At 57.9% G+C, this 26,817-nt stretch carries 28 protein-coding genes; 10 read left to right on the forward strand and 18 right to left on the reverse strand.

What is annotated here, in order from left to right; genetic code table 11:
- Nucleotides 1-20: 20 nt before the first annotated feature.
- Nucleotides 21-947, reverse strand: a complete 927-nt coding sequence (locus ACEN8Z_RS18150) for a LysR family transcriptional regulator (RefSeq protein ID WP_108232214.1) — start codon at nt 945-947, stop codon at nt 21-23.
- Nucleotides 944-1,918, reverse strand: coding sequence for a quinone oxidoreductase family protein (locus ACEN8Z_RS18155; protein ID WP_495598152.1), 975 nt, complete (start codon nt 1,916-1,918; stop codon nt 944-946). Before ACEN8Z_RS18155 ends, ACEN8Z_RS18150 begins: the two co-directional genes overlap by 4 nt.
- A 467-nt stretch (nt 1,919-2,385) precedes the next feature.
- Here ACEN8Z_RS18155 and ACEN8Z_RS18160 point away from each other — a divergent pair, with 467 nt between their 5' ends.
- The 10 genes from ACEN8Z_RS18160 (at nt 2,386) to ACEN8Z_RS18205 (ending at nt 10,583) form a co-directional block, all read left to right on the forward strand.
- Nucleotides 2,386-3,066 (forward strand): DUF3313 domain-containing protein, encoded by a 681-nt coding sequence (locus tag ACEN8Z_RS18160; protein ID WP_277537760.1) that lies wholly within the window; start codon nt 2,386-2,388, stop codon nt 3,064-3,066.
- Between the two features lie 158 nt (nt 3,067-3,224).
- On the forward strand, nt 3,225-3,686 hold the full coding sequence (locus ACEN8Z_RS18165) for a hypothetical protein (protein WP_495598153.1): 462 nt from the start codon (nt 3,225-3,227) through the stop codon (nt 3,684-3,686).
- Nucleotides 3,687-3,771: 85 nt separating this feature from the next.
- Nucleotides 3,772-4,113, forward strand: coding sequence for a hypothetical protein (locus ACEN8Z_RS18170; protein WP_495595136.1), 342 nt, complete (start codon nt 3,772-3,774; stop codon nt 4,111-4,113).
- Nucleotides 4,114-4,777: 664 nt separating this feature from the next.
- Nucleotides 4,778-5,599 carry a winged helix-turn-helix domain-containing protein gene (locus tag ACEN8Z_RS18175; protein WP_495595137.1) on the forward strand — a complete coding sequence of 274 codons (822 nt, stop codon included), beginning with the start codon at nt 4,778-4,780 and terminating at the stop codon, nt 5,597-5,599.
- Nucleotides 5,596-6,078, forward strand: a complete 483-nt coding sequence (locus ACEN8Z_RS18180) for a hypothetical protein (RefSeq protein ID WP_007997944.1) — start codon at nt 5,596-5,598, stop codon at nt 6,076-6,078. Before ACEN8Z_RS18175 ends, ACEN8Z_RS18180 begins: the two co-directional genes overlap by 4 nt.
- Nucleotides 6,079-6,272: 194 nt before the next feature.
- Nucleotides 6,273-6,563: a hypothetical protein gene (locus ACEN8Z_RS18185; RefSeq protein ID WP_495598154.1), complete on the forward strand. Its 291-nt coding sequence runs from the start codon at nt 6,273-6,275 to the stop codon at nt 6,561-6,563.
- 178 nt (nt 6,564-6,741) lie between these two features.
- Nucleotides 6,742-7,074, forward strand: coding sequence for a hypothetical protein (locus ACEN8Z_RS18190; protein WP_495595138.1), 333 nt, complete (start codon nt 6,742-6,744; stop codon nt 7,072-7,074).
- 127 nt (nt 7,075-7,201) lie between these two features.
- Entirely contained in the window at nt 7,202-8,170 is a 969-nt protein-coding gene (locus ACEN8Z_RS18195; protein WP_495595139.1) for a helix-turn-helix domain-containing protein, read from the forward strand.
- 246 nt (nt 8,171-8,416) lie between these two features.
- On the forward strand, nt 8,417-10,012 hold the full coding sequence (locus ACEN8Z_RS18200) for an EAL domain-containing protein (RefSeq protein ID WP_495595140.1): 1,596 nt from the start codon (nt 8,417-8,419) through the stop codon (nt 10,010-10,012).
- A gap of 70 nt (nt 10,013-10,082) precedes the next feature.
- Nucleotides 10,083-10,583, forward strand: coding sequence for an outer membrane beta-barrel protein (locus tag ACEN8Z_RS18205; RefSeq protein ID WP_007997957.1), 501 nt, complete (start codon nt 10,083-10,085; stop codon nt 10,581-10,583).
- A gap of 83 nt (nt 10,584-10,666) precedes the next feature.
- Here the strand turns inward: ACEN8Z_RS18205 and ACEN8Z_RS18210 are convergent, their stop codons facing one another.
- The 16 genes from ACEN8Z_RS18210 to ACEN8Z_RS18285 all read right to left on the reverse strand — a co-directional run bounded on the left by ACEN8Z_RS18210 (nt 10,667) and on the right by ACEN8Z_RS18285 (nt 26,722).
- Entirely contained in the window at nt 10,667-12,283 is a 1,617-nt protein-coding gene (locus ACEN8Z_RS18210) for a mechanosensitive ion channel family protein (RefSeq protein ID WP_495595141.1), read from the reverse strand.
- A 710-nt stretch (nt 12,284-12,993) separates the two neighbouring features.
- On the reverse strand, nt 12,994-13,449 hold the full coding sequence (locus tag ACEN8Z_RS18215; protein WP_495595142.1) for a hypothetical protein: 456 nt from the start codon (nt 13,447-13,449) through the stop codon (nt 12,994-12,996).
- A gap of 67 nt (nt 13,450-13,516) precedes the next feature.
- Nucleotides 13,517-13,870, reverse strand: coding sequence for a Rieske (2Fe-2S) protein (locus tag ACEN8Z_RS18220; protein WP_495595143.1), 354 nt, complete (start codon nt 13,868-13,870; stop codon nt 13,517-13,519).
- A complete protein-coding gene (locus tag ACEN8Z_RS18225) occupies nt 13,867-14,184 on the reverse strand; it encodes a YciI family protein (protein WP_007997964.1) in 318 nt (105 codons plus the stop codon). Before ACEN8Z_RS18225 ends, ACEN8Z_RS18220 begins: the two co-directional genes overlap by 4 nt.
- A 3-nt stretch (nt 14,185-14,187) precedes the next feature.
- On the reverse strand, nt 14,188-15,060 hold the full coding sequence (locus tag ACEN8Z_RS18230; protein WP_495595144.1) for a dioxygenase family protein: 873 nt from the start codon (nt 15,058-15,060) through the stop codon (nt 14,188-14,190).
- A 37-nt stretch (nt 15,061-15,097) separates the two neighbouring features.
- Complete coding sequence (locus ACEN8Z_RS18235) at nt 15,098-16,165, reverse strand: maleylacetate reductase (protein WP_495595145.1); 1,068 nt, start codon at nt 16,163-16,165, stop codon at nt 15,098-15,100.
- 8 nt (nt 16,166-16,173) lie between these two features.
- On the reverse strand, nt 16,174-17,637 hold the full coding sequence (locus tag ACEN8Z_RS18240; protein WP_495595146.1) for an aldehyde dehydrogenase family protein: 1,464 nt from the start codon (nt 17,635-17,637) through the stop codon (nt 16,174-16,176).
- Nucleotides 17,638-17,730: 93 nt separating this feature from the next.
- A complete protein-coding gene (locus ACEN8Z_RS18245; protein WP_495595147.1) occupies nt 17,731-18,750 on the reverse strand; it encodes a hydroxyquinol 1,2-dioxygenase in 1,020 nt (339 codons plus the stop codon).
- Nucleotides 18,751-18,798: 48 nt separating this feature from the next.
- Nucleotides 18,799-19,293: a cupin domain-containing protein gene (locus ACEN8Z_RS18250; protein ID WP_442100603.1), complete on the reverse strand. Its 495-nt coding sequence runs from the start codon at nt 19,291-19,293 to the stop codon at nt 18,799-18,801.
- A gap of 242 nt (nt 19,294-19,535) precedes the next feature.
- A complete protein-coding gene (locus ACEN8Z_RS18255) occupies nt 19,536-20,465 on the reverse strand; it encodes a LysR family transcriptional regulator (protein ID WP_217835280.1) in 930 nt (309 codons plus the stop codon).
- Between the two features lie 176 nt (nt 20,466-20,641).
- Nucleotides 20,642-21,664 (reverse strand): branched-chain amino acid ABC transporter permease, encoded by a 1,023-nt coding sequence (locus ACEN8Z_RS18260; protein ID WP_495028291.1) that lies wholly within the window; start codon nt 21,662-21,664, stop codon nt 20,642-20,644.
- Nucleotides 21,664-22,527, reverse strand: a complete 864-nt coding sequence (locus tag ACEN8Z_RS18265; protein WP_495595148.1) for a branched-chain amino acid ABC transporter permease — start codon at nt 22,525-22,527, stop codon at nt 21,664-21,666. Before ACEN8Z_RS18265 ends, ACEN8Z_RS18260 begins: the two co-directional genes overlap by 1 nt.
- A 2-nt stretch (nt 22,528-22,529) precedes the next feature.
- On the reverse strand, nt 22,530-23,222 hold the full coding sequence (locus ACEN8Z_RS18270; protein WP_495595149.1) for an ABC transporter ATP-binding protein: 693 nt from the start codon (nt 23,220-23,222) through the stop codon (nt 22,530-22,532).
- A gap of 3 nt (nt 23,223-23,225) precedes the next feature.
- The gene (locus ACEN8Z_RS18275; RefSeq protein ID WP_095965998.1) at nt 23,226-23,951 is read right to left on the reverse strand and encodes an ABC transporter ATP-binding protein; all 726 of its coding nucleotides are present in this window, start codon (nt 23,949-23,951) and stop codon (nt 23,226-23,228) included.
- Between the two features lie 26 nt (nt 23,952-23,977).
- Nucleotides 23,978-25,288, reverse strand: coding sequence for an ABC transporter substrate-binding protein (locus tag ACEN8Z_RS18280; protein ID WP_495595150.1), 1,311 nt, complete (start codon nt 25,286-25,288; stop codon nt 23,978-23,980).
- An 87-nt stretch (nt 25,289-25,375) separates the two neighbouring features.
- A complete protein-coding gene (locus ACEN8Z_RS18285; RefSeq protein WP_495595151.1) occupies nt 25,376-26,722 on the reverse strand; it encodes an outer membrane beta-barrel protein in 1,347 nt (448 codons plus the stop codon).
- Nucleotides 26,723-26,817: the final 95 nt, after the last annotated feature.

Raw genomic sequence — 26,817 nt, forward strand, 5'->3', positions numbered from 1 at the left:
ACGCTCAGTTACAGCGCCGATCAAATGGCCCATGGGGGCGCGGGGATAAACTTTGACTCGATCCATTGTTTGAAAGCGACAACCACGGCACCCGGAAATTTGGCCGATGGCCTGATCAGATAAACCCCACCGGCGGTATCCAGTTGCCAGTCAGGAAGGACATGCAACAGCCTCCCGGCAGCAATATCACGACTCATCAACCAGTCACCGGCGCCCAGTATTCCCGCACCAGCGCGGGCCGCTGCCAGTAATGATTCACTGTCATTGGCCGTCAGGTTTCCTTTCGGAGAAACCGTCTGCAGTTCGCTGCCGCGATGGAGTCTCCACTGAGGAAAAGACGCGAGACCGCTGAAGCGAAGGCAATTGTGATTGATCAACGCCTGTGGAGTTTCAGGCATGCCGTGCTTTTTGATGTAAGCAGGCGAGGCGCACAGAATCCGGCGATGGTCGCTCAGTTTTCTGGCAATCAACCTGTTGTCTTCCAACTCCCCAATCCGAATGGCTGCGTCAAAACCTTCATCAATGATGTCGACCAGACGCTCGCTATAGTCTGCAAGGATCGAGACATGGGGATAAGCCTTGAGAAACTCCGGCAGCATCGGGCCAAGCCAAAGCCTGCCCATGGCTGCTGGCAACGCAAGCCGCAACGTACCCCGAATTTCGCTGGCACCTTCGGCCGCTTGCTGCTGCGCTTCATTCATCAATTCGATGGCCGAGCGAAGGCGCTGCTCCAGCCTGGCACCTGTTTCAGTAATTCGAACTTGCCGGGTTGAGCGCTCCACGAGCCGAACGCCAAGGCGCTTTTCCATTGCGGCGAGCCGTTTCGAGACGACGGTTGGGTGTCGCTGCAATAGCCGGCCGGCACCGACAAATGAACCTTGCGAGGCCACGGCCAGAAACGCAGCGATTTCGTCACTGTGCTGATTATTCAAAACATCAGGATTCATGGTTTTAGAATGATCGCCCCCGATGAACGCCCCGACTCCAGATCGGCATGCGCCAATGCTGCATCAGCCAGCGAGTAGCTAGACCAGATCCGAGGTTTGATAATCCCCGCACCTATAGCGGCCAAGACATCCTGTGCTCGCTCCTGGTATTCGGAGGCACTCGCCGTATGGGCGGCCAATGAAGGCCGTGTCAGGAACAGCGAGCCTTTGGAGTTGAGTGTCGACAGCTCTACGGCTGACGGAGCACCGGATGAAGCTCCGAACGATACCATCACGCCACGTGGTCGTAAGCTATCCAGGGAGGCCTGGAAAGAAACACGCCCTATCGGGTCATAGACGACGTCGACCTTTTTCCCGCTGGTGATACGTGCGACCTCCGATGCCAGGTTGTCAGCGTCAAACACCAGGACTTCATCGCAGCCCAACGCTTGAGCTTTTTCGACACTGGCCGGCTTTGAAACGACGCCGATTACAGTCGCACCCAAGTGCTTGGCCCACGGCACCATGATTTCCCCCAACCCTCCAGCTACACCATAGAGAAGAATGGTTGTGCCCTGCCCCACGGGATAGGTGGACTTCAAAAGGTACTGCGCAGTGATGCCCTTGAACATGACGGCGGCTGCATCATCGAACGACAGTGCATCCGGAATTTTGACCAGCCGATCAGCCGGATAAAGCCGGGCCGAAGCATAGGCACCCAAAGGGCCGGTGGCATAAGCGACGCGATCACCAACTTGCACATTGTTGACGCCAGCACCCACAACGGCGACACGCCCGGCGCCTTCCAGCCCAAGTCCGGACGGCAACGCAACGGGCACCGCTCCCTTACGTTGGGTGACATCGAGGAAGTTGACGCCAATAGCTTCTTGCTCGAGCCAGACCTCGCCTTGCCCTGGCGTTTGTTCGCTCAGTGGCTCCAGGTTCATTACTTCAGGATTGCCGGACTGGTTAAACCGGATCGCAGATACCATGGTCATTTCCCTTTCAGTCAGAAGCTGCCTTTACATAAGTGCCTCTAGTGTGAGAACTGATCTCCTGACGAACAAGATGGGTTGGTTGCAGATCATTAGTGCACATGTTGCAGCAATAACATCTCTGATACCACGCGTTATTGCCTGGAGCGATGCAGGTACTGGCAATGATGGAAACGCCAAGGGTTATCGCCGAACCTCCGCTTCAATATTGTTCATCGGCAACGGGTGCAATCGCGCCCGCTGCCAGCCACTCACTGGCCGTGTGTTTAACAGTTTTTGAGAGTTATTGATTCGGATTATCCCGCTGCTGCAGGCAGCATTCGGCCCGCATTGACCGGCGTGCAAGCACCTGCATTGCGTAACTGACTGGCGAGTACCAGTGCCCGAATACAAGGCACCCAGGCCAATGCCTGGAGCCAGGTCGGAACCCGAATGACAACTTTCATCACTTGAGAACCAAATACATGGGCATGTCGAATAAATGGATCGTGGGTATTGCGTTGAGCTGTGTATTTCAGGTCGGCTGTGTCTCGAAAGTGGCGCAGCAAGAGCAATACTCGGGCTTCCTGGGCAATTACCAGGGCCTGGAGGAGCAAACTACGCCGAGTGAGCAGAAGGTATTGCGCTGGGTATCGCCGGGGTTCGATCCTCGCGCCTACTCCACTGTGGTGTTCCGGCAGGTAGAGCTGTATCCGGCGCCCCGGCCGACCGCGCGCGTCAGCCTGAAAACACTGCAAGACTTGCAATTGATGACCAGCAACAGCGTCAAGAACGCCTTTGACCGCCGCTATACAATCGTCTCCTATCCGCAGCTGGCGCCGACCGATTCGCGGTCGCTGATCCTGCAAGCGGCGATCACTCACGTCAGCGCCAACAACGAAGGCATGCACTGGTATGAGGCCGTTCCAATCGGGGCAATTGTCGGGGCAACACAAGCAGCCACCGGGCATCGGGATCAGACTGCCGAGATGTACATCGAAGCCAACCTGATCGACGCCAAAACCGGTATGCCAGTCGCGAAGATCGTTCGCAAGGTGTTCGGCGAGACACTCAAGAATGCCGAACAGCCGATTGTTGCCAATGACTTCAAGGTTGCACTCAAAGGCATGACAGACGATATGCAGGCCCTCCTCCTCAAGCATTGACGCTCAGGCAAACCCCATCGCAAACGTGGAAATGCCTGCCGTCCACCGGCATTGGGTGGCATGGCAAGCAGACCGGCATGGGGTTTCAAAGTGGCGCCACGCGCGTTTTCCCTCTGACAAACCGTTAGCCGTGCCGACGCCTGACGTGAGGTTCAATGATGAAAAGACTGGCCCGTACCTTAGCGGTCCTTATGATGTTCCCGGGCACCAGTGCCCTGGCGGCGACAGTGGTTCCCCTCAAAGGTCAGACTTCCCAGACCATCCAGCAGGACACCAGTGCCTGCCAATCCCAGGCCAACGCGCAACATCCGGTTCAAGGCACCGTGCCTTCCGGTGGTCGGGCCAAGGGCGCCGCAACCGCCGCGGTAGCCGGGGCGACCGCGGCAGAAGTTCGGGGCCGCCAACATGAAAACGTCTATGACCAGATCGACGACGATACCAAGCAAGACTATCGCCAGAACCGGGCACGCAGTGCCGCAGCTGCCGGCGCTGTCGTGGGGGGCTCCAGGCAACGTCAGGAGCGCAGACAGAACCTGAGTGCGAGCGAACAAAGCATCACCGCCAACAACTCTGTCTACAGCAGTTGTCTGCAACAACGTGGCTACGATGTTTTTCCCTGATCGGCGACGAAGACCTGCAGCGTTTATCGACCTTCCTGACCATGACTCAACGAACCAAACCGAATCGAACTTGAGGACTCCACCGATGCGTCTTGTGTGTGTTCCTGTTGTGATGCTCGCTTCCTGGCTCCTGGCCGGTTGCGCCTCCTCCCCAAACAACCCGACTTCAACGCTGCAAACGGACAAGTCGCCCGAACAGTATGTCGACTGCCTCCTCCCGAAGTTAAAAGACCAAGAGATGAGCCCTGTCGTGTCAGGGAGCGAACGCAGCTATCGGGTTGTCGTTTCGAGCAAAATTGCCACAGACACTGTGCTGGAAACCCATAGGGCACAGGATGGAGGCAAGGTGTATTTGTACCAGCGCCAATTGCTGGCCTCGACTTTCAAGCCGTCGAGCTTCGAGCGTGCTGCCCAGGAATGCTTGTAGCGCCAGACAGCGACTTGCCCGCCCTCCTCCCCTCCAGACATCGCCTGCGCCCGCCTCCCAAAAAAAACCCCGCGTCCTCGATTAAAGGACGCGGGGCAAAGGCTGTTGAACGAGAGGTGAGGATCGTTTACGCCCCGACGAGCAAACCATGAACGTGATTTGTGTCAACGCTCCTCGAGATCCATTTAAAGCCGTAACGATCCTGGTTCAAAGCTAATAAGAATCAAAAATAATCCTCAACGAGCCAGGCGCACAAAAACACGATCATTGATTTGTATCGTGACAATTCAGGTAGCAATTGATGCCTTGTCGAGACAGCCAAGTTAGTTCACTCAGGCGTGGCTCCGTGCAAATCCACCTGCCTGAGCTTGCAGTTTTCGGATAGCGCAGAAAATCAGTTCCAAGCATTATTCACGGTGTCCAAATCAAAAACCGCGGGTCATCCAGCAATGCTTTTCCTTTGTTTGATTCAATTCATACCTCTGACAGGCAGGGCTGTTTGCCGCACTGCACGCCTCTGAAACGAGCCATTCCAGCATTGTAAATGCGACACGCAGTGCACCTTGCGCTTGGCCCTCATCTTCGTTCGCCTCCCAGACCAGAATGTACCGAGCCAAATCCGGCCCCTATACTCAGGCCAGTACCGCCTGAACGGAAGATTTCTATGAGCCACACCTTCAAATTGAAAAATGGCGCTGTGGCAGTATTCGACCCAGACAGCGCCGTGCTTTCCATTACAACACCCCATGGAGATGTACAAAATTCCACGCTAGGTAGAGCTGAGTCGCGTCTATTGGACCTGCTGCTCATGGAGCCAGGTGTCACTAAAAGCCGTGACGAAATCATCGACTACACCTGGAATGACCGTGTGGTGGCCTCCGGCAGTTTGAATCAAACCGTTTTCTCACTACGCAATATTCTTAATGACGGTCGAGATCACGAGATTTTGATGACTGTTCCTCGACGAGGATATTGCTTCAACCGACACTGTGTCGTCGATGCGCAAGCAGATGTACCAGTACCCTCAGGGGACACTGCGCAGCCACCCGCTCCCGTCACTGAACAACTACCGCCAACCGGTAGTGATGAGCGGCCTGCACCCTCAGGTAAAACCAGTAAATCCACCCGCCTTACGAAGGCTCAACTGATCGCTTATGTCGTTACGCTGGCAGTCGGTGCCTTCACTATTTTTCAATTCGACTTCGACATGCCAAAAATTGAAATTTCCAGCGTTGACAAGAATGGACTGGTCATCCACGCCGTAGGCAATGATCTGGCCGAGGCACAAGCGCTGATGGATCTGTCGGCCAAGCAATCTGAACAGCTACCGCCAAATCTGAAGGGTCAAGTCTGGATCAACCTGTATAAAGCCAACTATTCCGTTTCGTGCATTCGCCCGGATCTGAGCACTGCAAATTTACAATTAAACAGCAGCGAAAGAGACCTCGCCTTGATGATTCGTCAATGTCTGGAAGTCACCTTATGAAGTTTGAAATTCCGCAAGTCATTCACTGGCCACTTATAGTCTTGATCAATGCACTCTGCATTTTCTCCCTTGCTTATTCGCCTTCGCACTACATGGAAAACACCAGTTATCAAACAAAAACCCGGCAATGGCTGGAAGACCTCAATCAACTCAACACCGAAGAGTACCTCACTATCGGGCATGGTCGACTCACGGGGACCACGCTGGAAAGCCTGAATGGAAAAATCCGCAATGCGACTATATCGGCGAATATAATCGGAGAAAGCAAAACACACGTCCAGATCAAAGTCAGCAACGTCAAACTAAGCCAGGACAATGAACTGTTCGCCATTGAAAAGACCCCTGACCTGTTCTTCAGACGGCAATACGTCTTGCAAGAAGGTGCCATTCTAAACTACGAATTGATTCCGACGCCGGATAAAAACGCCGTGTGTTTTTACGTACACGAACTTGGCCGCTTGCGCTGCATGAACCATTAATCGGTTTCCCGCACTGACTCGACACCCGCCTGGTACAGGTTCATATCAAAGAATTCTCCACGCCAAAAATAACAGTTATTGATTTGAATCAGATGGCGCCCCAGCAAAAAATCCCTCACCGATAATCTTTGGAATCGAGCCTGCTTGATTCTCGTCCGGGACAATGCCTTATACAGGGGAATCAAGTGAACGCCATGTATTTCCTGCGAGCCAACAAATCGACGACTTTTGGATTCCTGGCGGTCTTGTTTCTGTCTGCAATGCCACTTTATTCGTTGGCGCATGACGAGCACTCCGTCGAAAGCACGACAATTGAATATTATGAAATTGAAACAAACCCGGATGACAGCCAGAAACAGTCGCATCTGAAAATTCATAGTGAGAATGAGTATCATACGGACGAGCAGGACAGTGATTCTGCTCTCCCTGCCCCACCACAAGGTGATACCGGCACGAGTTACGCCAACACACGCATATTCCTTTGAGGCAGGTGGTGTTCGCCGGGGCAGGCGGAGACTGCCCCCTTCTGACGACCTGGAAAATATGAGTTATTGACTTTGGCGGGCACCATCGAAGTGAGATTATTTGCAGACCAAGCCATGGCAGAGATGCAGCTGACACCAGGTTCTGCCTGAATAAACTGTTAATAAGGAAATCACCTCGATGCTACTGAAAAACGTTGTCACCGTGTCGTTTGGTTTATTGCTTTCTCTCAAGGCCATGGCCGACGACAAGGGCCTCTACAGTGCCAAATTGACGAATGTCGAAACCAACAAGAAGGCCCTAAATGCTGTGAAAGCCAACTATCAGGTAAAAACCGGTTATCGTATTGACGACTTTTACTCCTTTACAGCAGCAGCCATTGACCCGATGAAACCCCAATCGCAGATCTTCAGTTCGAAAATCGACCCGCGCAACGTTCAACACATGGACGACTCACCATTGAACAACAAGTACGCATTTTCGGCAGAGCTGGAACTGATCCGGGGACTCTGACAACCCGTTCAAAGCCAATGGCAATGGGGTCGATCTCATCGACAGAACGGACGCCGTATCGCGTATCTTCTCCAATACTGCCCGTCAGGCTTGACCCTAATCATTTAACAGATGAGTTTTCAATTTCATGAGTATCGCACCGCCCGACGAGATCTTTCATTTGTCTTCTGCCTTGCCGAGCCAACTGAATAGAACAATAGGCAAATGGGAAATGAGCCTTATTCCGACCGAGCATGAGGCGCGCATTCGGCAACACAAGCTCTTTCACAGTGCCGAACTCCAGTGCAGTCGTCTTGAGTTCGACTCATCCCTCACCCTGGTCAGTTCTGTCCCTGCCGGATTCGTGACATTCGCCATCTCGCAGGCCCCGATTGGACGCCCCGTCGTAAACAATCACAAACTACGGCCTAACGAAGTCATCGTACTGCATAGCGATGAAACGGTGCATTACACCTGCGAACCGAATGAAACACTTTTCACCATCACCACAACACTGGAAAACTATGACCGGTGCCGCCAACGTCACTCGGTGATGGATATACTTGCCAACAGAACAAAACACTGTTTCCAGGCTGAAAACTTTCAATTCATACGGTCTGCCATTCAAGCCATCATCGTTTCCTGTAACGACATCAACGACGCTGGCACGGTACTTTCTTCTCTATTGCAGGCATTGACGCCCGCTGGCGGCTTCAGCCGTAAAGTCCCGACAAGAAGAAAAGTGGCGATAGAAGCCATAGAGTACATTCATGAAAACACAAAAAAAGCGCTCACTATAAAATCACTCGTAAGGCAACTTGAAACCACAACCCGCACCTTGCACTTTGGCTTTATTGAAACGTTCGGGATGTCGCCAATCGCGTACATCAGGAACTTGAGGCTCGCAAGCGCCCGTCTCGATCTGATAAACAAAACCTGGCCCACCGTGACAGAAACCGCGATGTTCTGGAACTTCCATCATCTGGGCCGGTTTTCCAAGGCGTATCAGATTGCATACGGAGAGACACCGTCGGAAACGGCCAGGCGCAACTCAGCCAAGCCCAGGAACACGACCTCCTCCGTTTACAATCAGGTCGTTGACGGGCTTTTATCATAACCCGGCAAATAACGATTAATAATTACGTTTTACCAGGCACAGGTACCCACAATTGCTTATTTGCCCGTCCAAGGAGATAAGCATGCATCATCGAATAAACACACTGCCACTCAAGCAGAAAATCGCCCTGTGCATTATCGCCTATGCAAGCGGCATCTTGTTGGCCGGGGTATTTGACTGGTACTGAAGACGTTTAATCCGCGACTACAAGGTGCACAGTGAAATATTGATACCTCGGGGTTTTCGATGGTTGCCATATATAAAGCGTTACTTGGAAGGCACGCAGTCACTGTATGCCTGATTGCTGCGACGGGCTGGGCCGCATGGTTCTGTGCTGGAGGACTGGCGGAGCCAATCATTTCACGGAAGTTGAATAACGTTTATGTCGATCTGCGTGCTGCTCAGGTAGAGCCTAATGCGCAGATCGACAAAGTACTGGAAGCCCTCGGCGATCTTGATCGTTCGGGTGAGGAATGCTCCGTCGAGCAATACTCACAACTGGCCGAGCAGGTTAAAAACCTGCGATTTGTTGATCAAGCGGCAATCGAGCTGTCCAATGGCAAGATCTGTTCTTCCTACGGACAAGAACTCCCGTCATTACTGGCCGGTAACGTCAAGCGCAAGTTCTCCGTTGGAAAACGAACCTACTGGGTCGATTCTGGCCACACAGTTTCTGCGGACACCGACTTTATCATTGTGTCGGAACAGTCAACCTACGTCTGGGCAAACAAAAAGATCCTGCTCGACAACTTGAAGCTTCCCGAGGACCTGCAACTGGACCTCATCGGCCCCGGCGGCGCTGTGCCCATTGCCTCTACGGGTGCTCAGCCGCTGAAGATGCAGAAGCCGTTCCACCTTGAAGAACTGGTGACCTCGGCAGACAAGGTCCTGATCGCCTTTGCGGGCAAGCGAAATGAGCTGATCAGCGTCATTTCTCTTCCGTTGAGTTACCTGACAAGTCTCAAATTCAAATTATTCATTGGCCTTGTGTGCGTGTTCGCAGCGCTGCTCTTCCTCGCAAGGTGTACCCAACGGCATTACACCTCTACTGCGGTACGGCTTCGCAATGCCATAAAAGCCAACACGCTGGGTGTTCACTACCAGCCTATCGTCAACTTGACGACGGGCTATCTGGAGGGCGCCGAAGCACTTTCTCACTGGAGCGACAACGGCACCCATGTGCCTGCGGATGTTTTCATTGCGGTGGCGGAAAAGTCTGACTTGATCCGCAAACTGACGCGGTCGGTGATTCGACAGGTGGCGGAGGATTACAGCACCTACCTTTGGGCGTGCAAGGACTTCTACATCACGGTCAATCTTTGCGCCCAGGATATTCAGGACCCCACCTTTCCAGACTTTGTGGCCAGCCTGCTGGCAACCTACCGCATGCCTGCGTCCGCCATGACTTTTGAAATCACCGAAAGGACCTTGCTCGATCAGAAGCCTGCCGCCATGCAATTGCGACGGCTTCGTGCGTGTGGTCATCGCATTGCCGTGGACGACTTCGGTATCGGCTATTCCAACCTCTCGCTCCTGGATTCAGTGCCTTTCGACATTCTGAAAATAGATCGCTCATTCATCGCAGACGACAAGATCGCGGCCAAGGACGCCTTGTGGCGACACATTGCCCGGTTGGCCAAGTCGCTACGACTCAAGGTCGTGGCCGAAGGAGTCGAGAGTCAGCAGCAACTGCCGCATCTGGTTTCAGAGGGGGTTGTATTGGCACAAGGCTGGTTGTTCTGCAAAGCGCTACCCATTCAAGCGTTGGCAAGACGCTACTTTCAATGTCCGGCAAACATCCCGCCTTGCGACTCAAAAATATCAATCAATGACTTCTATTAACCCCTCATGGCCCCTCAAATGCTCGCCGAACCCTAACACCTGACAAACCTGAACAAGGACTCCACTACACATGCTACTTCGAAACCTTGGCTTCGCTTCACTGCTATCGTTGCTGACTTTTCAGGCGCTCGCTGATGACAAAGGTTTGTATCTTGGAGCTGGCGTAAGCAACATCCAGACCGACGAATCCAAGTTGGACGACGACGACACCAGCTACAAGGTTTATGCAGGGTATCGCGTCAATAGCTACCTGGCCTTCGAGGGCGCCTACGTCGATCTGGGTCAATTCAAGGACAAGAATCTCGATTTCGAAGGCAAATCGGCTCAGGCTGCCGCCCATGTCGGCTTTCCGTTGGGCGATCGGATGCGGGTATTCGGCAGTGTCGGTGCTCACGCCTGGGACGCCGACGGCAATGCCACCGACGACGATACCGGGGTTGATCTGACCTACGGTGTCGGCCTGGAGGTCGATGTCTTTCGCAACATCGGTCTGCGCGCCGAATATGAAGTTCTGGAGGTCGGAGAGATCAACCTGAATCAGACGACCGCATCCGCCTATATGCTTTTTTAACACCGCTACAACCGAGCGACCTCCCCCGGTCGCTCATCGCACTCGCCGCAATGCTCGTCCTCCTCCTGCCAGCCCCCCTGCCATTACTTCAACGGTTCCTTCGATTCCTGCGCAGGTGCCATGTACCACTTGTCCCTGGGCACCCATTTCTCCTGTTGCGGATCACCCAGATAGTGCGGCGACATGATCTGTACGCCGTACTCGTTGAACACATCCTGGATGTTGGCGTGCAGCATGCTCAACAGCACCGCTCGCGGCCGAGGCTGACTGGGGATGGCCTGGGCCACCAGCCGGTACTCGGGGTAGAAATCCGACAAAGCCGTTTGAAACACCTGCGGCGGTGGGGTTTCGAGGACGCCGGGCGTGCGTTTGGCGGCTTCCAGCAACATCCCTTCGACCTGTCGCCAGGGGGTGTCATAGCCAATGGTGACCACGGTGTCGACCACATAACCGGGGCCTTGTACCACCCGCGAGTAGTTCTTGGTAACGGTGCCGGTGATCATCGAGTTGGGCAGGGTCAGCACTTCGCCCAGACCGGTACGAATGCTCGTGGTGAACATGCCCAGTTCAGTGACCGTCCCTTCGTGCTCGCCAATGCGCACGAACTCACCGGGACGCAGGGTTCGGGTGTACGTCAGGATCAATCCGGCCGCCGCCTGCCCGACGACGCTGGAAGCACCCAGCGAAATCATCAGACCGACCAGCACCGACAAGCCTTTGAACGCATCGGTACCGGCACCCGGCAAGTAGGGATAAGCCATGGCCAGGGCAAACAGCCAGATCGCCAGCGAAGTCAGGCGCTGAGTCGGCTTCAGGGTTTCATGGTTCAGCCAGTTGAAGGTCCCGGGCGTGGCCATGCGCCGCAGAATCCGGCGAGAGAATGCTGTCGCGCCTCGCGCAATGAAAAAGATCGCCAGCGCCACGCCGAGCCCGGGGATGGCCCCGAGAATCCCTTGCAGTAAATAGTCGACGACTTCCAGCAGATAGCTGTTAAGGCTTTCACCCCAGGGCCGGGTATAGGGAAAACGCGACAGGACAAACCCCAGCCACTCGTAAGTGAGCAGCAACACGATGACCCAGCGCAGCAATTCCAGCACGCGGCTGACCAATGGATAGAGGAAGTTGGCGTCGATCAGCGGGACCCGCCCGACCTTCAGGGCCTGGGTGTGCCGATGCATCAGCTCGGGCAGTTTTTTCAGCAGTTTGCGCCGCAGGACCACCATGCCGAACAGCAGTGCGATGTAAACGCCGGTGGCGATCAACGCAGCGACTACGGAGCGCAGAATCAATTGCAGGCTACGGGCTTCCCGGGTTTCGGCCACGACCTGGCGCAGCTTGCCCGCCGCGGCTTCGGCGGCCTGCTGTACCGACTCGTATTCGGTCTCGTCGAAGTCCTTGGGCGAAACGATAAAGGCGCGTCGGCTTCCCAGCAGCACCATGTAGCTTTTCATGATCGGGTCGAGGGTGACATTGAGGTCGTCGGCGTCATCCAGCGCCTCACCGATCACCACTTTCGCCCGTTTGACCCGCGAGGCCGGGGCTTCACCGAGGATGGTCGCGCGAAACACCATGATGCTGCGGTTGGCCACTTTCAATTCAACGGGAGCATCAACCACTTTCGGTGCATCCTCGGCCCACAGTTGCACCGACCAAAACATCCCGAAAACAGTAAACATTACAGCGAGCAGCCTGCTCCGCATGTGTCGGATCCTTACGTCACAAAATTCAGGTCGAGGGTACGTACCGCAGCGTAGTTCACCGATGAACGGTTGTCAGATTGCAGGAGCGAGCCTGCTCGCGATAAACCAGAAAACACCGCGGGGCACCTGCCAACCCGCGTTATCGTTGACGACCAGGTTTGTGTTTTCGCCGGCGGCCAATGCCATCTGTAGGAGCGAGCCTGCTCGCGATAAACCGGAGAACACCGCGGGGCACCTGCAAGCCAGCGTTATCGTTAACGACCATCGCGAGCGAGCTCGCTCCTACAGGGTTTGTGTTTTCGCCGGCGGCCAATGCCATCTGTAGGAGCGAGCTTGCTCGCGATAAACCGGGGAACACCGCGGGGCACCTGCCAACCAGCGTTATCGTTGACGACCATCGCGAGCGAGCTCGCTCCTACAGGGTTTGTGTTTTCGCCGACGGCCAATGCCATCTGTAGGAGCGAGCTTGCTCGCGATAAACCGGGGAACACCGCGGGGCACCTGCCAACCAGCGTTATCGTTGACGACCATCGCGAGCGAGCTCGCTCCTACAGGGTTTGTGTTTTCGCCGGCGGCCAATGCCATCTGTAGGAGCGAGCTTGCTCGCGATAAACCGGAGAACACCGCGGGGCACCTGCAAGCCAGCGTTATCGTTAACGACCATCGCGAGCGAGCTCGCTCCTACAGTTACAGTGTGTTCCGTACCTGATTCAAGGGTTGACCTGATAACCCTTGCCCTGCAAACAGCTGGTGTAAGCCGTCGTGGTGTTCGCCTGTGTGGTTTTCGATTGCTCCCGGCGTTCCTGGCGCTGACGTGACGCACCGACCACGGCGCCGGCCGCCGCTGTCTCCTTGGCGCGGTTCTGGCGGTAGTCCTGTTTCCTGTCATCGTCGACTCGATCATAAGCCTCGTCGTGCTGATTGCCGCGCACCTGGGCAGCCGTCGCGCCGGCGGCGGCCCCCACAGCAGCGCCCTTGACCCTCCCGCCCGAAGGCGTGGAAGTCGTCGAGGCGCTTTGGCTGGCGGCAATGCTGTTGCATTCGTTGATGTCGGCCTGGGTTTGTTGCGAACTTTGCCCTTTCATCGGCACCACTGTTTGCGCCCATCCAGGGGCACTCAAAACCGACAAGGCAAGGCACAGAGCGATGGGTGACAAGTTTTTCATGATGACCTCCGGATGAACCTGGTTCACCCCCAACAGGAGTTTAGATCAGCCCCCGTCGGCCACCCGGTTACTGACCGGCGGTGGGCCCAATCTCCATGACCAGTCGGTCGTCGACCCAACGCACGGGCACGGCCTCCAGTTGCGCGCCTTTACACGGGCCGTCGATGCAGTGCCCGTCGTCGTAACGAAACATCGCACTGTGATGAGCGCACATCAGGACCTTGCCGCGCCAGGTGCAAAACTGCTGCGGATTGAAGTCCAGCGGCACCGAGAAATGCGGGCAGCGGTTGACGTACACCCACACCTGCTCGCCCTGACGCACCGCCACCAGCCCGGCGGGATGCAAATGCTGGTGCTGTGGCAATCCCAACGCCCCGCCGTCGGCGATGTCTTCGAGTCGGCACAAGGTAATGGTGCTCATGGAAAACCGCGCAGTTCCGGGTTGCCCAGGCTCCAGTGCCAGGGGCGAATCTGCAGGCTGGCGAACAGTCCCGCCTGGACATAGGGATCGTCGCGCATGAACGCTTCCACCTCCGGCAGGCTGCCCGCCTCGATGACCAGCAACGTACCCGTCATCGCCGCGCCGGCATCATCAAGGATCGGACCGCCGAGGCGCACGACGACCCGATGATCCCCTGTGGCACGCAAATGCGCCTGGTGACTGGGCCGCAGACGCTGGCGCAGCGCCTGGCAGTCCGAGTGATCAGTAGCAAACACCGCAAAAAACTGACCCATGATTCACGCAGATTCCATGACAAATTCATAACACGCCCGCTTGAACGGCACTTGCATACCCAGCCTGGCGGACACATCGTCGTGGGTGTTCAGGTCCTCATAAATCACCTGCAACGACTGTTTCACCCCAAACACTGCATCGGATTGCAGATACGGATCATCGTGATTGAACAGGTGCGTGACCAGTTTGCGATAGCCCGGCACCTCTATCATGAAGTGCAGATGCGCGGGCCGCCACGCATGCCGGTTGGCGGCATCGAGCATGCGCCCTACCGGGCCATCGGTCGGTATCGGATAGGCCACCGGGACAATGGTGCGAATCGCAAAGCAGCCATCCGCGTCGGTGCGATAACGACCGCGCAAGTTGCCGAAAGGCTGTTCGGTGTCCTGTCCGGAATACATGCCGTTTTCGGCGGTCTGCCACACGTCCAGCACCGCTCCGGCCAAGGCATTACCATGAATGTCGACCACGCGCCCGCGTACCAGCGCCGTTTCGCCGGGCGTGAAAGCCATGTTTTCGCCGAACTCACGCTCGGGCATGCCATCAATGTAAAACGGCCCGAACACAGTCGTTTCGGTGGCCGTTGCGCTGTGGCGATGGTTGATCGCGTCGACCAGCATCGAAACGCCCAGGGTGTCCGACAGCAGAATGAATTCCTGGCGCACCAGGCCATCGCACTTGTGCCCGGTATCGGTCAGGAAACCAATGCCTTCGAACCACTCCTGTTCGGTCAATTCGACCTCACTGACAAACGCATGCAGGTGGCGAACCAGGCTTTGCATGATCTGTTTGTAGCGCGCGTTGGGCGCGTCGTTGAAGCTGTTCACCGCCTGTTGGGAGATCAGTGACTCTATGGCTTTGTCTTGATCGGTCATTGTTGTTATTCCGACGAGGATAAAAGTGGCTGGCAGATCAGGCTGGGGCCTGACCTGTCAGGGCACGGTTCAACAACGCCTCAATCGGGCCTTGCTCGAACGGCCGCGGGTTGTAGTAAGGGCTGGCACAAGCAATTTGCGCAGCTTCGGCCGGACCGTTGGCCGGGAAGCCGATGTCCGCCAGGGCCAGTGGGATGCCCAGTTTCCGGTTCAGCGCGTACAACAAGGCACCGACCTCACTCGCTTCGCCCCCACCCAATGCGCGGGCGGCCCGTTGCAGAGGGCCCGCCGCCGCTTCGCGGTTGTAATGCGCGGCGTGGGGCAAGACGATGGCGTGCGCCTGTGCGTGGGGCAGATTGAACGTGCCGCCCAGGGTGTGACAGAGCTTGTGGTGCAAGGCCATGCCGACCGAACCCAGGCAAATGCCCGCCAGCCACGCGCCATACAACGCCTGGCTGCGCGCCTCGGGGTCATCGGGATTGCTGACAACGCCCGGCAAGGCCTGCGCCAGCGAGCGAATCGACTCTTCGGCCATGAAGCCGATGATCGGGTTGGCGTCCTGGGCGTACAGCGCTTCGACGGCATGGGCCATGGCGTTCATGCCCGAGCACGCGGAGATTTGCGCTGGCAGGGTCAGGGTCAATTGCGGGTCGTAGATGACGGTCTTGGGCAAAACCCGAATATCACGTCCGGTTTTTTTCAGGCGGTTTTCGGTAAGCCCGTAGATCGGTGTCATCTCGGAACCGGCGTAGGTGGTCGGCACCGCTACGATCGGCAGGCCGGAATCCATCGCAATCGCCTTGCCCAGGCCAATGGTCGAGCCACCGCCAATGGCCACGCAGCAATCGGCGTCCAGCCGCGCCGCCTCAAGGCGCGCCGCTTGCGCCACTTCCAGCGGAACGTGCATCACGGCTTTGGGATAGACACCGGCAGCACGATCACCGAGCAGCGCGGCGACCTGTTCGCCGAGCCCGCACTGTTCCGGCGTAGTCAGGATCAGCGCACGCCGGGCACCCAGCCGTTCAATTTCCTCGGCCAGCGCCGAAAGCTTGCCCCAGCCGAACACCACACGGGTCGGCAGGCTTTGGTAGACAAAAGGATTCATGGCAGGCCTCAGCGTTTGTAGTACGCAGGGATGTTGGCGTCGACGTTGACCCAGACCGAACGGGCTTCGGTGTAATCGTGGATCGCTTCGAAGCCCATTTCCCGGCCATAGCCGGACTGACCGACACCGCCAAACGGACTGCCCGGGTTGACCCGTTTGTAGCAGTTGATCCAGCACATACCCGCATGAATCGCGTCGGCTATTTTGTGCGCGCGGCTCAGGTTCTGCGTCCACAGGCCGCTGCCTAGTCCGTATTCAGAGTCGTTGGCGATGGCCAACGCTTCTTCGTCGGTGCTGAAGCGCACCACGGTGACGAACGGGCCGAAGACTTCTTCCTGGAAAACGCGGTCACCGGGCCTGGCCTCGATCACTGTCGGCTCGACATAAAACCCATTGGCCAACGCTTTATCGTCCGGTGCCTTGCCGCCAGCGAGGACCTTGCCGCCCTGCTCGATGGCGATGTCGATGTATGCCATCACCCGGTCGCGGTGCAACGCCGAGGTCAGCGGACCCATTTCGGTTTCCGGGTCCAAGGGGTCGCCCAGGCGGATGGACTTGGCCAGGGCGATGAAACGCTCCAGGAACTGGTCAGCGATATCTTTGTGCAGGATCAGCCGCGAACCGGCGATGCAGGCTTGGCCCTGGTTGTGAAAGATCGCCCAGGCCGCTCCGTTGACAGCCGCGTTCAGGTTGGCGTCCTCGAACACGATATTGGCGCCCTTGCCGCCCAGTTCCAGCTGGATGCGCTTGAGGTTGCTTTTGGAGGCTTCGACGATCCGGCGCCCGGTGGCGGTCGAACCGGTAAAGGCAATCTTGCCCACGTCGAGGTGTTCGGCCAGCGCTTGCCCGGCGGTATGGCCGTAGCCCGGCACCACGTTGACCACGCCTTTGGGGAAACCGACTTCGGTCATCAGCTCGACAATGCGCAAGGTCGACAACGGGGTGATTTCCGAAGGCTTGATCACGATGGTGTTGCCCGCCGCCAGCGCCGGGCCCATTTTCCAGCTGGTGAACATCAGCGGGAAGTTCCACGGCACGATCTGCCCCACCACGCCAATCGGCTTACGCTGCACGTAGTTGAGAAACCCGGCTTCGACCGGAATCACCGAACCTTCGATCTTGTCGGCCATACCGCCGAAATAACGGAAGCACGCCGCCGTACGCGGCACGTCGAGGCCACGGGAGTCACGGATCGGGTGCCCGGTATTGAGGGATTCGAGCTGCGCCAGTTCTTCACCGCACTCTTCGATCCTGTCCGCCAGTTTAAGCAACAGGCGTCCGCGCTCGGCGGCCCCCAGGGCCGACCAGGCCGGGAAGGCACGCTTGGCGGCGGCGACAGCGAGGTCGATGTCAGCGGCTTCGGCGGCAGCGATGCGGGTGATCAACGAACCGTCATGGGGCGACACCACGTCAATGGTGCCGCCAGCGACCGCATCCACGAAACGGCCATCGATATAGAGCTGATTTTGCATAATGGTTTCCTCGCACCGCGCCGCTGGCGCAGTGTTTGACGAAGTTATTCCTGAGCGCTTTGCCCGGCGCGAGGCCGGGCCGGACACCAGGTCCTAGAACTCGATTGGATACGGTTTGAGTTCGCCGCTTTCGTAGCGTTGCGGCAGGTTCGGCGTGGCGTTTTCCCAGACCATCAGCATCGAGCGTTTGGTCGAGTAGCCCTGGTGACGGATGTCGGCGGGCATGGCGCAGATGTCGCCGGCACGCATGGTGATGCGCGCACGGGGATTGCCGTCGTCCTTGTCGCCGACGTCCCAGATGATCTCGTCGGACATCTGCAAGAACCATTCGATGCGGTCGTTGCCGTGGAACACCGGCAGGATGAATTCCTCGGTGGTCGGGCAGAACAGGCTGGCCTTGCACACCGAGGTCACCGACGGGTTCCAGGTCACATCGGAGCGCGACAGGTACTTGAACAGGTTGAAGGCATGCAGTTCGCCTTCAAAGCCTTCGGCGGCATGGACCTCCGGTTCGTCCTGCGGCACATCGATGAACTGGCGATTGACCGGGAGGTCGTCACGCAGCGGCGAGTCATCCTTCAGGCCCGGCATGCGTTTGGTGGCGATGCGGGAGCGCTCGATGGCTTCGATGTTGTCGCCGTTCTTGCGACCGAACGCGCTACCGGTTTCTTCCGGGGCGGCGAAGGGGTCGAAGGTGGCGTTGGTCCAGTCCCGCAGGATCGCCTTGAAGGTGGCCATGATCAGCGGCGTTTCGAAGTTTTCGGTGTAATTGACCCCGGCCGCCTTGAGCGTGCCGTTGAAGGTGCCGGCGTACAGGTCAACCTTGCCGTAGTAGTTGCGGGTGCCAATGACGTGGTCGAAGTTGACCCAGCCATAGAAAAAGCCCCAGGCCACGTCGCGCATCATGGCGCGCAGGAAGGCGTCGACCGGGATCAGGTGCGAGCGGGTCTGGCCCTTGGCCGGCCAGGTGATGCGGGCGAAATACTCGTCGCGCGACAGTTCGAAGGCGCCGAGTTTGAATGAGCGGTAGCCGGTGACGGCATGGGGCGCGCTGGCCTGGACTTCATCGTCGGCAAGGTGGGCGGTGTCGGCTGCGGTTTCAAGCATGGCCATGACGGGATTCCTTTTGTTTTTGTGGATTGGGCGGTCGGGCGCGGCAGATCACTTGAAGCAGATGTCCGCCCATTTCTCGACCGACAACGGGCCTTTGATGGTCTGCTGCAGGATCACGCCCGGGCGACTGGCTTCGAAGCGATAGGCGGTGCCGACCGGCAACAGGCACTGATGACCACGCTTGAGCAGCACGTAGCCCATCGGTTTGCCTGCAGGTATCTCACCGGCCAGGTGCGTGCCCTCGCCGGCTTTCAACGGCGCATCGAGCTTGAGGAAGTCCACGCGAACTTCACCGTCCATGACGATGGCAAACTCGTCGTGCGCTGCCGTGTACCAGGGCGACTGGCCTTCGGCACGGATGGACTCAACGACGTAGCCGAGGTTGAAACCGACCACGACTTTTTCATAAGGGAGGGATTTATCCGCCACTTCGAAAATGTTGGAAAAGGCATAGTGGCTGGCCTGGCCGCTGATGATTTCAACCGACCCTTTGGTGTAGTTGTCCAGCGAGCCGAAGACCGTTTCGATTGCAGCGCTACTCATGGTTTTCACCGTTTTGTTGTTGTAGTAACAGTGAGCCAACAGTACGTCGCGCCACCTCGGCGAACAATTAGAGGACCGGCGACAACAGTGTTTGCGAAACGCAAACACTGGCCATACTGCAATCCCTGTAGGAGCGAGCCTGCTCGCGATGGACTCAAGAGCGTCGCGTTTCGCCAGCAGTCACGCGCAATCGTTAACGACCATCGCGAGCAGGCTCGCTCCTACAGGGTTCGTGTATTGACTCAGCGGACCCAGCCACGTTCCAGCAAGGGCTTGTCCCAGCATGGCTCATCGCCGAAGTTGTCCACCAGAAAGTCGATCAACGTACGCACTTTCAAGGCCCGGCGCTGGGTGGCGGGATACACCGCCGAAAAATTGAACGAGGACAGTGCGTAATCCGGCAACACCGGAATCAACCGGCCGCTGAGCAAGTCATCGCTGGCCACCAGGGTCGGCAGGCAAACAATGCACACACCGGTCTGCGCGTAATCGCGCAGCAAATGCACCGAATTTGAACGCACCTGGCCCGGCAGACTCAGCTCCACTTGCTCGTCGTCACGGGTGAAGATCCAGCGGTTGCGCGACGGATAGCCTTCGTACAGGGCGATCTTGTGTTGCAGCAACTCCTGGGGATGGGTCGGCACGCCGAACTCGTCGGCGTAATCGGGCGACATGCAGAACAATCGGCGCACGCTGAACAGCTTGCGCTCGATCAGGGTTTCGGCCATGGGCGGGAACATCTGGAACGCCACGTCGAAACCTTCTTCGATGGGGTCCACCACCCGGTCGTTGACGATCACGTCCACTTCGATGTCCGGGTACAACCGCGTGAACTCGGCCAGCATGCGGCCGAAGTGACCGATGGCAAACCCCGGCAACATCTGCACGCGCAATTTGCCGGTGGGTTTGGCGCGCAATTCGCGCATATGCTCGGTCAGCGAGTTGAAGCCCGCGACCATGTCCGCGCACTCCTTGTAGTAGGTCTCGCCCACTTCGGAGAGCCGTACATGGCGGGTGCTGCGATGGAACAGCGGTGCATTGATGAATTGCTCCAGCTGTTGGATGCGGTGGGTGATCACCGAACGGGTCACGCCCAGTTGCTGGGCCGCCTTGGCGAAGTTGCCGGTTTCGGCCACCCGCACGAAGGCTTCGACACTGAGTAAACGATCCATGGGCAGGTACTCTGGAGGCTTTTGTTCTTATATGAATAGCGAGGTTAGCCTGTCGCTCCACATCCAGGGCGAAAACCTGCCTGTAGGAGCGAGCTTGCTCGCGAAAAACCAGAGGGCACCGCAGTGAGTCAGGTTATCCGCATCATCGTTAACGTCCATCGCGAGCAAGCTCGCTCCTACACGGACAATCGCCGCTGCATCGGGAACACCTGCCAGCCCAGGCGTTCACTGATCAGTCCCCACACCCCTTGCGGGGCCTTGAGCATCATCACCACCGCGACCACGCCGAGGATGATCATGTACACCGCACCGTACTGCGCAAGGCAGCCGCGCAACACGAAGTAAATCAGCGTGCCAATCAACGGTCCTTCGAGGGTGCCGATGCCGCCGATGATCACGATGAAGATCACCACCGCCGTCCAGTCCTGCAGGTTGAACGCGGCGTCCGGGGAAATGCGCAGTTTTTGCAGGAAGATCAGCGCCCCGACCACCCCCGTGCAACCGGCGGCCAACACATAAACCATCAGCTTGGTTCGGAACGTATCCACCCCGAGGCTGCCGGACGCCGGTTCAGAATCACGAATCGATGCCAGTGCCAGGCCCTGACGCGAGCGCAACAGAAAAAACACGACGGCCACGGCGGCAATGGCGATGGCCAGCGCGGTGAAATAGATCAGCGTTTCGCGCCCGTCCCGGTCATTGCCGATCTGCCGCACAATCGCCGCCGGCAGGCTTTGCCCTGAACCGCCACCCAGACTGCTCATCTGCGCCAGGCCCAAACGGAAGACCTCCGCCACCACCCAGGTACCGATGGCGAAGTAAGCGCCACGCAGACGAAACACGATCAGCGCCGTGGGTATCGCCAGCAGTGCCACCAACACGCCTGAAAGCAACACCGCGACCAAGGGCGGCACACCGAATTGACTCGCCAGCATAAACAGCAGATAGCCGCCCAGACCGACGAAGGCCTGCTGCCCTACCGAGACCATGCCGGCGTAGCCCGCCAACAAGTTCCACATTTGCGCCAACGCCAGGTAATAGGCGAACTCCACCACCAGGCGCAGGCTCGCCCGATCGGCCCACAAGGGTGCACTCAGCAAGATCAATACGCACAGGCCCAGCAACGACAGGCCGATGGTGCTGCTGGTGGTCGTGCGTTGTACGCGAAACCTGAGCGCGGGGTTGTTCAAGGCATTCATCAGTCGACACTCCGGGGAAACAGGCCACGCGGGCGCACGACCAGGATCAGCAGAAACACAAGGTGACCGGCGAGGATTTGCCAGCCGGGATCGATTTTTGCCCCCAGGGTTTGCGCAACGCCGAGAATCACCCCTCCGGCCAACGTACCCCACAGGCTGCCCAGGCCACCGATGATCACCGCTTCGAAGCCGTATAACAGTCGCGCCGGCCCGACCGTAGGATCAAAACTGGTGCGGATCGCCAGGAACACGCCGGCGATCGACACCACGGCCATCGCCAACGCCATGGCCAGGCCGAAAATGTGCGAGTTGTTGACGCCCATCAGCCGTGCGGTGTGCTGGTCATCAGAGGTGGCGCGAAACGCCCGGCCCAACGATGTTTTGTAGAACAGCAATTGCAGACCGCCGATGATCAGCAGCGCACTGCAGAACACGATGAGCGGCATCACGCCTACGCTTAGGCTGCCAATGCCGACGCTGGCCACCTCAAGGTCACCTTGAGCGAGTTTTTGGCTGTCGGCACTGAAGAATTCCAGCAGCACGTTCTGCACGATGATCGACAGGCCGAAGGTCACCAGCAACGGCGGCAGGATGTCCTGACCCAACGTCCGGTTGAGCAATAGCCGTTGCAACAGGTAGCCGAAACAGAACATCAGTGGCACCACCAGCAGCAAACTGGTCAGCGGGCTGAACCCCAGATGATTGACCACCAACAGCGCCAGGTACGACGCCAGGACAATGAAATCGCCATGGGCGATATTGACCAGGCGCATGATGCCGAACATCAACGACAGCCCCACCGCGAACATCGCGTACAGGCCGCCAAGCAACATGCCTTGAAGCAAAGTATTGAGCCATTCCATCACTAGATCCCGAAATACGCGGCTTTGATTTGTGCTTTGTCCGCATCCCCAGGCCGACCGGTGAGGGACACGCGCCCTTCCTGAAAGCAATAGAAGCGGTCACACACACTCAGTGCCTGATTGATGTCTTGCTCGACGAGAATCACCGTGGTGCCGTCAGCCTTGATCGAGGGCAGCGCGGCGTAGATGTCCTTGATCGTCGTCGGTGCCAGGCCCAGGCTGATTTCGTCGCACAACAGCAAATGCGGGTTGGCCATCAGGCCCCGGCCAATCGCAACCATTTGCTGTTGGCCGCCGGACAGCGCGGTGCCGGGACGTTTGCGCAGTTTTTCCAGCACCGGGAACAGCTGATAGATCCGCGCCAGGCTCCATGGACCGGGGCGTTTGCTGTAGGCACCGATCAACAGGTTTTCTTCGACCGTCAGCGATGGAAACAGCTTGCGGCCTTCCGGCACCAGCGCGATGCCCCGCTCCAATACCTGATTGGCCGCCAGATCACCGATGGCCTGGCCCTTGAAGTGGATGGCACCGGGCTGGTTCTTGATCAGCCCGGCCAACGAGCGCAGGAACGTCGACTTGCCAGCGCCGTTGGAACCGATGATCGCCACGGTTTCACCGGCCTCAAGGGTCAGGCTGATGTCGAATAGCGCTTGAAAGTCGCCGTAGCCGGCGCAGAGTTTTTCGATGGTCAGCATGCGTCAGCTCCCGATGCCCATGTAGATGTCCTGGACCCGGGGATCGGCCATCACGCTGCGCGGCTCGCCTTCGGCCAGCTTGGCGCCGAAGTTGATCACCGTCAGGCGACTGACCACCGCCAGCAAGGCATGCACGATGTGCTCGATCCAGATGATGGCGACGCCGGACTTGTGGATGCCTTGAATGGTTTCCACCAGTGCCAGGCATTCCGGTTCGGTCAGGCCGCCCGCGATTTCGTCGAGCAACAACAGGCGCGGCTGGGTCGACAAGGCGCGAGCCATTTCCAGGCGCTTGCGGTCTAGCAAGGTCAGTGAGCCGGCCAGCACGTTGGCCTTGCGCATCAGGCCAGTGAGTTCCAGCGTCTGCGCACACCACTGGCTGGCTTCGTTGTCACGCAGCCGCGCACCAAAAGTCGCGCCCACCAGCAGGTTCTCGAACACGGTCATCTTCACGAACGGATGCGGGATCTGGTGGGAGCGGCCGATGCCTTGCTGACAGCGCTTGAACACAGGTTCGCGGGTGACGTTGCGGCCTTCGAAATGGATCTGTCCCTTGTCGGCCGCCACGCCACCGGCGATCAGGTTGAACAGCGTGCTTTTACCCGCGCCATTGGGGCCGATGATGCCCAGGGCTTCACCCGGTTGCAGGGTCAGGTCGATGGCATCCGTGACCTTCACCGAGCCATAGCTTTTGTGCACATCGGTCATTTGCAGAAGTGGTTGTTGCATGGTGCACCCGTTGCTTTTTTGCGCGATCAATACGTAATGGCCTGCATTTCACCGCCCAACGGAATCGCCGGCGCGGTGGCATTGCTGGTCACGATCAGGTCGTATTTATTGTCCTTGCCCAATCGCCACTGGCCGCTGACCAGAGGTGTCTTGGCGACGTTCTTGACCGGTCCGCCATTCCAGTTGATCGGGCCGACCACGGTGTTGAGGTTGGTCTTGAGCAAGGCATCGCGGACCGCCTGGGCGTTGCCGATTTCTTCGGTGCGCTTGAGGATGTCCACTGCCAGTTCGAACAGGGCATGCACGAACCCCAACGGTTGCGTCCACTGCTTGCCGGTGGCCTGGGTGAAACCCTGGGCCAATTGGCCGGCACTGGCGCCGGTCAACGACGAACTGAACGGGTGCGTCGGGCTCCACCAGATTTCGGTCGACAGGTTGTTGCCGGCCTTGCCCAATGCCTCGACCGCCGTCGGGAACAACAATGCCTTGCCCACCGACACGGCTTTCGGATTGAAGCCTTGCTGCCGGGCCTGGGTCCAGAACGTGCTCAGGTCCGGCGGGATGACCACGCCGGTAACGATCTCGACGTCGGCCTTTTTGAACGCGGCAATCTGCGCAGAGAAATCGTCGGTCAGACTCTGGAAGCGGCCAGGGTCGACCAGTTGAAAGCCCTTTTGCGCCAGTACCGGTGGGAAACCGAGCTTCTGGTCGCCCCACGCATTGCCGTCGCCGTCGTTGGGGAACAGACCGCCGACAATTTTGTTGGACGGCATCGCCCCCCACATGGCGCTGTAAGTGCCGATCACATCTTCCAGGCCCCAGAAAAAGTGGTAAGTCCACTCAAAGCCCTGCTCCGGCTTGCCGCCACGGGTAAAGAACCACGGCTGCCACGGCGCCACCGTGGAGATACACGGAACCTCGTTGATTTCGCATTGGTCGGACACCGGGTTGGTGGTTTCCGGGGTCGACGACACCAGCATCAGATCGACCTGATCCGAGAGAATCAGCTCGCTCGCCACTTCCGCCGCGCGGTTGGGGTTGGACTGGCTGTCCTTGACGATGACCTCCAGGCGGTAAGCCTTGCCGGCCACGGTGATCGAGTTCTTCAGCACTTGCTTGAGCGACTCGATGATGTAGTTATCGGCGGCCGCGAAAGGGGCCAACGGCCCGGTCTGCGGGCTGACATAACCGAGCTTGATCACCCGCTCGCTGCCGATGGCAAAGTTGAACGGCAGGCTGGCCAGTGCCACGCCACCGGCAGCGAAGCCAGTGCTGCGCAGGAAATCACGGCGGGAGAAGTTTCGGCCTAACAGGTTTTTATCGTTGTTGTCTGTCATGTAAGTACTCCAAAAGCCTGGACGAACCGGGTCGCCACGTGTGGCTGGGCCATCACGCAGGGTCAGGGGTAAAGCAGGGAAATCCGTTTAAAAGAAGAAACTGACGTCGAATGACGCAACCACTTGCGAATCCTTTTCGCCGTCGGCATAAGCATCGCGGCCGGGGCCAGAATGGATGTCGTAGCGCAGTTCCGGGCGCAGGCGCACGTTGGGTGTCGGCGTCCAGGCCAGGTTGGTGGTGACACCGTAGAAACTGCCCCAGGTTGGATCGGGAATGCCGGTGTGTGGGTCGATGTTGGCCATCATCACGTGGACCGGGGCGTCGGTGTAGAACCACTCGGCGCGACTGTTCCACATCAGGTTTTCGCTGAGCTTGTGGTACCAGTTCACGTCCGTGCCATACCAGGTGGCGTCGTTTTTGTTGGCAAACCCGGCGAAAGCACCCTGCTCCTGCTTGCCGTAGTTCAACTCCAGCGCCACGCGGTTGTCTGGATCGATGACTTGCGAAAGGGTCAGATAAGACGCCAGGCGCTTGAGGTCGTCATCCTTGGTGCCCGCCGGCAGCGGCGAGCCGCAACTGCATTCGGCGAAACTGTCGCCAGCACCATTGCCGTAGATGTTTTCCCAGTCGATCCAGGTGCCGAAGTCCGCCGAGCGCCAGCGTACGTTGGCGATCACGTCCGGCGAGTGATTGGGATCCTGCAGGTTGTTCCAGCCCTGGACCACACCCAGTTCGAAGCCGAGCATACTTTCACCCGGTTTCGAAGGCAGTTTGAACGAGTACAGCGCTCCGGCATGTTTGGCCGGGCCGTGCATGAATGAATAGGTGTGCGAGTAGAAGTCAGTGGGTGCAGGGGATGGCAAGGCGAAGCCGATTTCGTTTTCCAGCGGCGTGTGGAATATCCCGATCATCAGATCCGATCCGCCGAGCACCGGGAAGTAAAAATCAGCGTACGCCTGGGCAATGGTCAACGCCGGATCTTCGGCCTTGTTGTTGCGGTTGACGCTCAGGTCTTCATCCCAGCCGTAGGTCTTGAAGAAACGCGCGTCCTTGCCGTACAGCGCCGTGACATTGAAACCCCAGTCAGCTTCTTGCGGCATCGGTCCGGGAAACGGTCCGACACGACCGACCACATTGCTCTTGGGTTTCTTTTCCACGGCCAGGGCGAACTGGTTGAGGTTGAAGCCTTCATCGGTAGTGAAGAAGCTTTGTTTGCTGACGTCATCCGTGCCGTTGTTGTTGTAACTCACACCCACCTGGCCCCAGCCGTAGATCTTGATGCCATGTTCACGCTCAAGGCTGTCGCCGAAGACATTGCGCACCAGCGAACCCATGGGATCGTCTGCTGCCAGAGCCATAGAGGGAAACAAAACGTCGGCACCCAGAACGGGCGCGAACAGGGTTGCTGCGCAAACCCATGCACGAATACTCATACCTGCCTTCCTTATTTTTATTAGGCGCCAATCCCCCGAAGGGGCATGAGGCCGAAAGCAAGGTATGACGTCTTGATGAGCCCTGGCTTGAGCTC

The sequence above is a fragment of the Pseudomonas sp. Pseusp10 genome (genome assembly GCF_059492225.1).

What these genes read in the sequence shown, in the direction of transcription:
- ACEN8Z_RS18210 (WP_495595141.1), bottom strand. Translation starts at nt 12,283, where the DNA reads ATGCGGAGCAGGCTGCTCGCTGTAATGTTTACTGTTTTCGGGATGTTT.
- ACEN8Z_RS18160 (WP_277537760.1), top strand. Translation starts at nt 2,386, where the DNA reads ATGGGCATGTCGAATAAATGGATCGTGGGTATTGCGTTGAGCTGTGTA.
- ACEN8Z_RS18265 (WP_495595148.1), bottom strand. Translation starts at nt 22,527, where the DNA reads ATGGAATGGCTCAATACTTTGCTTCAAGGCATGTTGCTTGGCGGCCTG.
- ACEN8Z_RS18255 (WP_217835280.1), bottom strand. Translation starts at nt 20,465, where the DNA reads ATGGATCGTTTACTCAGTGTCGAAGCCTTCGTGCGGGTGGCCGAAACC.
- ACEN8Z_RS18260 (WP_495028291.1), bottom strand. Translation starts at nt 21,664, where the DNA reads ATGAATGCCTTGAACAACCCCGCGCTCAGGTTTCGCGTACAACGCACG.
- ACEN8Z_RS18195 (WP_495595139.1), top strand. Translation starts at nt 7,202, where the DNA reads ATGAGTATCGCACCGCCCGACGAGATCTTTCATTTGTCTTCTGCCTTG.
- ACEN8Z_RS18280 (WP_495595150.1), bottom strand. Translation starts at nt 25,288, where the DNA reads ATGACAGACAACAACGATAAAAACCTGTTAGGCCGAAACTTCTCCCGC.
- ACEN8Z_RS18285 (WP_495595151.1), bottom strand. Translation starts at nt 26,722, where the DNA reads ATGAGTATTCGTGCATGGGTTTGCGCAGCAACCCTGTTCGCGCCCGTT.
- ACEN8Z_RS18165 (WP_495598153.1), top strand. Translation starts at nt 3,225, where the DNA reads ATGAAAAGACTGGCCCGTACCTTAGCGGTCCTTATGATGTTCCCGGGC.
- ACEN8Z_RS18225 (WP_007997964.1), bottom strand. Translation starts at nt 14,184, where the DNA reads ATGGGTCAGTTTTTTGCGGTGTTTGCTACTGATCACTCGGACTGCCAG.
- ACEN8Z_RS18180 (WP_007997944.1), top strand. Translation starts at nt 5,596, where the DNA reads ATGAAGTTTGAAATTCCGCAAGTCATTCACTGGCCACTTATAGTCTTG.
- ACEN8Z_RS18245 (WP_495595147.1), bottom strand. Translation starts at nt 18,750, where the DNA reads ATGGCCATGCTTGAAACCGCAGCCGACACCGCCCACCTTGCCGACGAT.
- ACEN8Z_RS18235 (WP_495595145.1), bottom strand. Translation starts at nt 16,165, where the DNA reads ATGAATCCTTTTGTCTACCAAAGCCTGCCGACCCGTGTGGTGTTCGGC.
- ACEN8Z_RS18170 (WP_495595136.1), top strand. Translation starts at nt 3,772, where the DNA reads ATGCGTCTTGTGTGTGTTCCTGTTGTGATGCTCGCTTCCTGGCTCCTG.
- ACEN8Z_RS18240 (WP_495595146.1), bottom strand. Translation starts at nt 17,637, where the DNA reads ATGCAAAATCAGCTCTATATCGATGGCCGTTTCGTGGATGCGGTCGCT.
- ACEN8Z_RS18215 (WP_495595142.1), bottom strand. Translation starts at nt 13,449, where the DNA reads ATGAAAAACTTGTCACCCATCGCTCTGTGCCTTGCCTTGTCGGTTTTG.
- ACEN8Z_RS18175 (WP_495595137.1), top strand. Translation starts at nt 4,778, where the DNA reads ATGAGCCACACCTTCAAATTGAAAAATGGCGCTGTGGCAGTATTCGAC.
- ACEN8Z_RS18150 (WP_108232214.1), bottom strand. Translation starts at nt 947, where the DNA reads ATGAATCCTGATGTTTTGAATAATCAGCACAGTGACGAAATCGCTGCG.
- ACEN8Z_RS18155 (WP_495598152.1), bottom strand. Translation starts at nt 1,918, where the DNA reads ATGGTATCTGCGATCCGGTTTAACCAGTCCGGCAATCCTGAAGTAATG.
- ACEN8Z_RS18185 (WP_495598154.1), top strand. Translation starts at nt 6,273, where the DNA reads ATGTATTTCCTGCGAGCCAACAAATCGACGACTTTTGGATTCCTGGCG.
- ACEN8Z_RS18220 (WP_495595143.1), bottom strand. Translation starts at nt 13,870, where the DNA reads ATGAGCACCATTACCTTGTGCCGACTCGAAGACATCGCCGACGGCGGG.
- ACEN8Z_RS18205 (WP_007997957.1), top strand. Translation starts at nt 10,083, where the DNA reads ATGCTACTTCGAAACCTTGGCTTCGCTTCACTGCTATCGTTGCTGACT.
- ACEN8Z_RS18270 (WP_495595149.1), bottom strand. Translation starts at nt 23,222, where the DNA reads ATGCTGACCATCGAAAAACTCTGCGCCGGCTACGGCGACTTTCAAGCG.
- ACEN8Z_RS18190 (WP_495595138.1), top strand. Translation starts at nt 6,742, where the DNA reads ATGCTACTGAAAAACGTTGTCACCGTGTCGTTTGGTTTATTGCTTTCT.
- ACEN8Z_RS18200 (WP_495595140.1), top strand. Translation starts at nt 8,417, where the DNA reads ATGGTTGCCATATATAAAGCGTTACTTGGAAGGCACGCAGTCACTGTA.
- ACEN8Z_RS18250 (WP_442100603.1), bottom strand. Translation starts at nt 19,293, where the DNA reads ATGAGTAGCGCTGCAATCGAAACGGTCTTCGGCTCGCTGGACAACTAC.
- ACEN8Z_RS18230 (WP_495595144.1), bottom strand. Translation starts at nt 15,060, where the DNA reads ATGACCGATCAAGACAAAGCCATAGAGTCACTGATCTCCCAACAGGCG.
- ACEN8Z_RS18275 (WP_095965998.1), bottom strand. Translation starts at nt 23,951, where the DNA reads ATGCAACAACCACTTCTGCAAATGACCGATGTGCACAAAAGCTATGGC.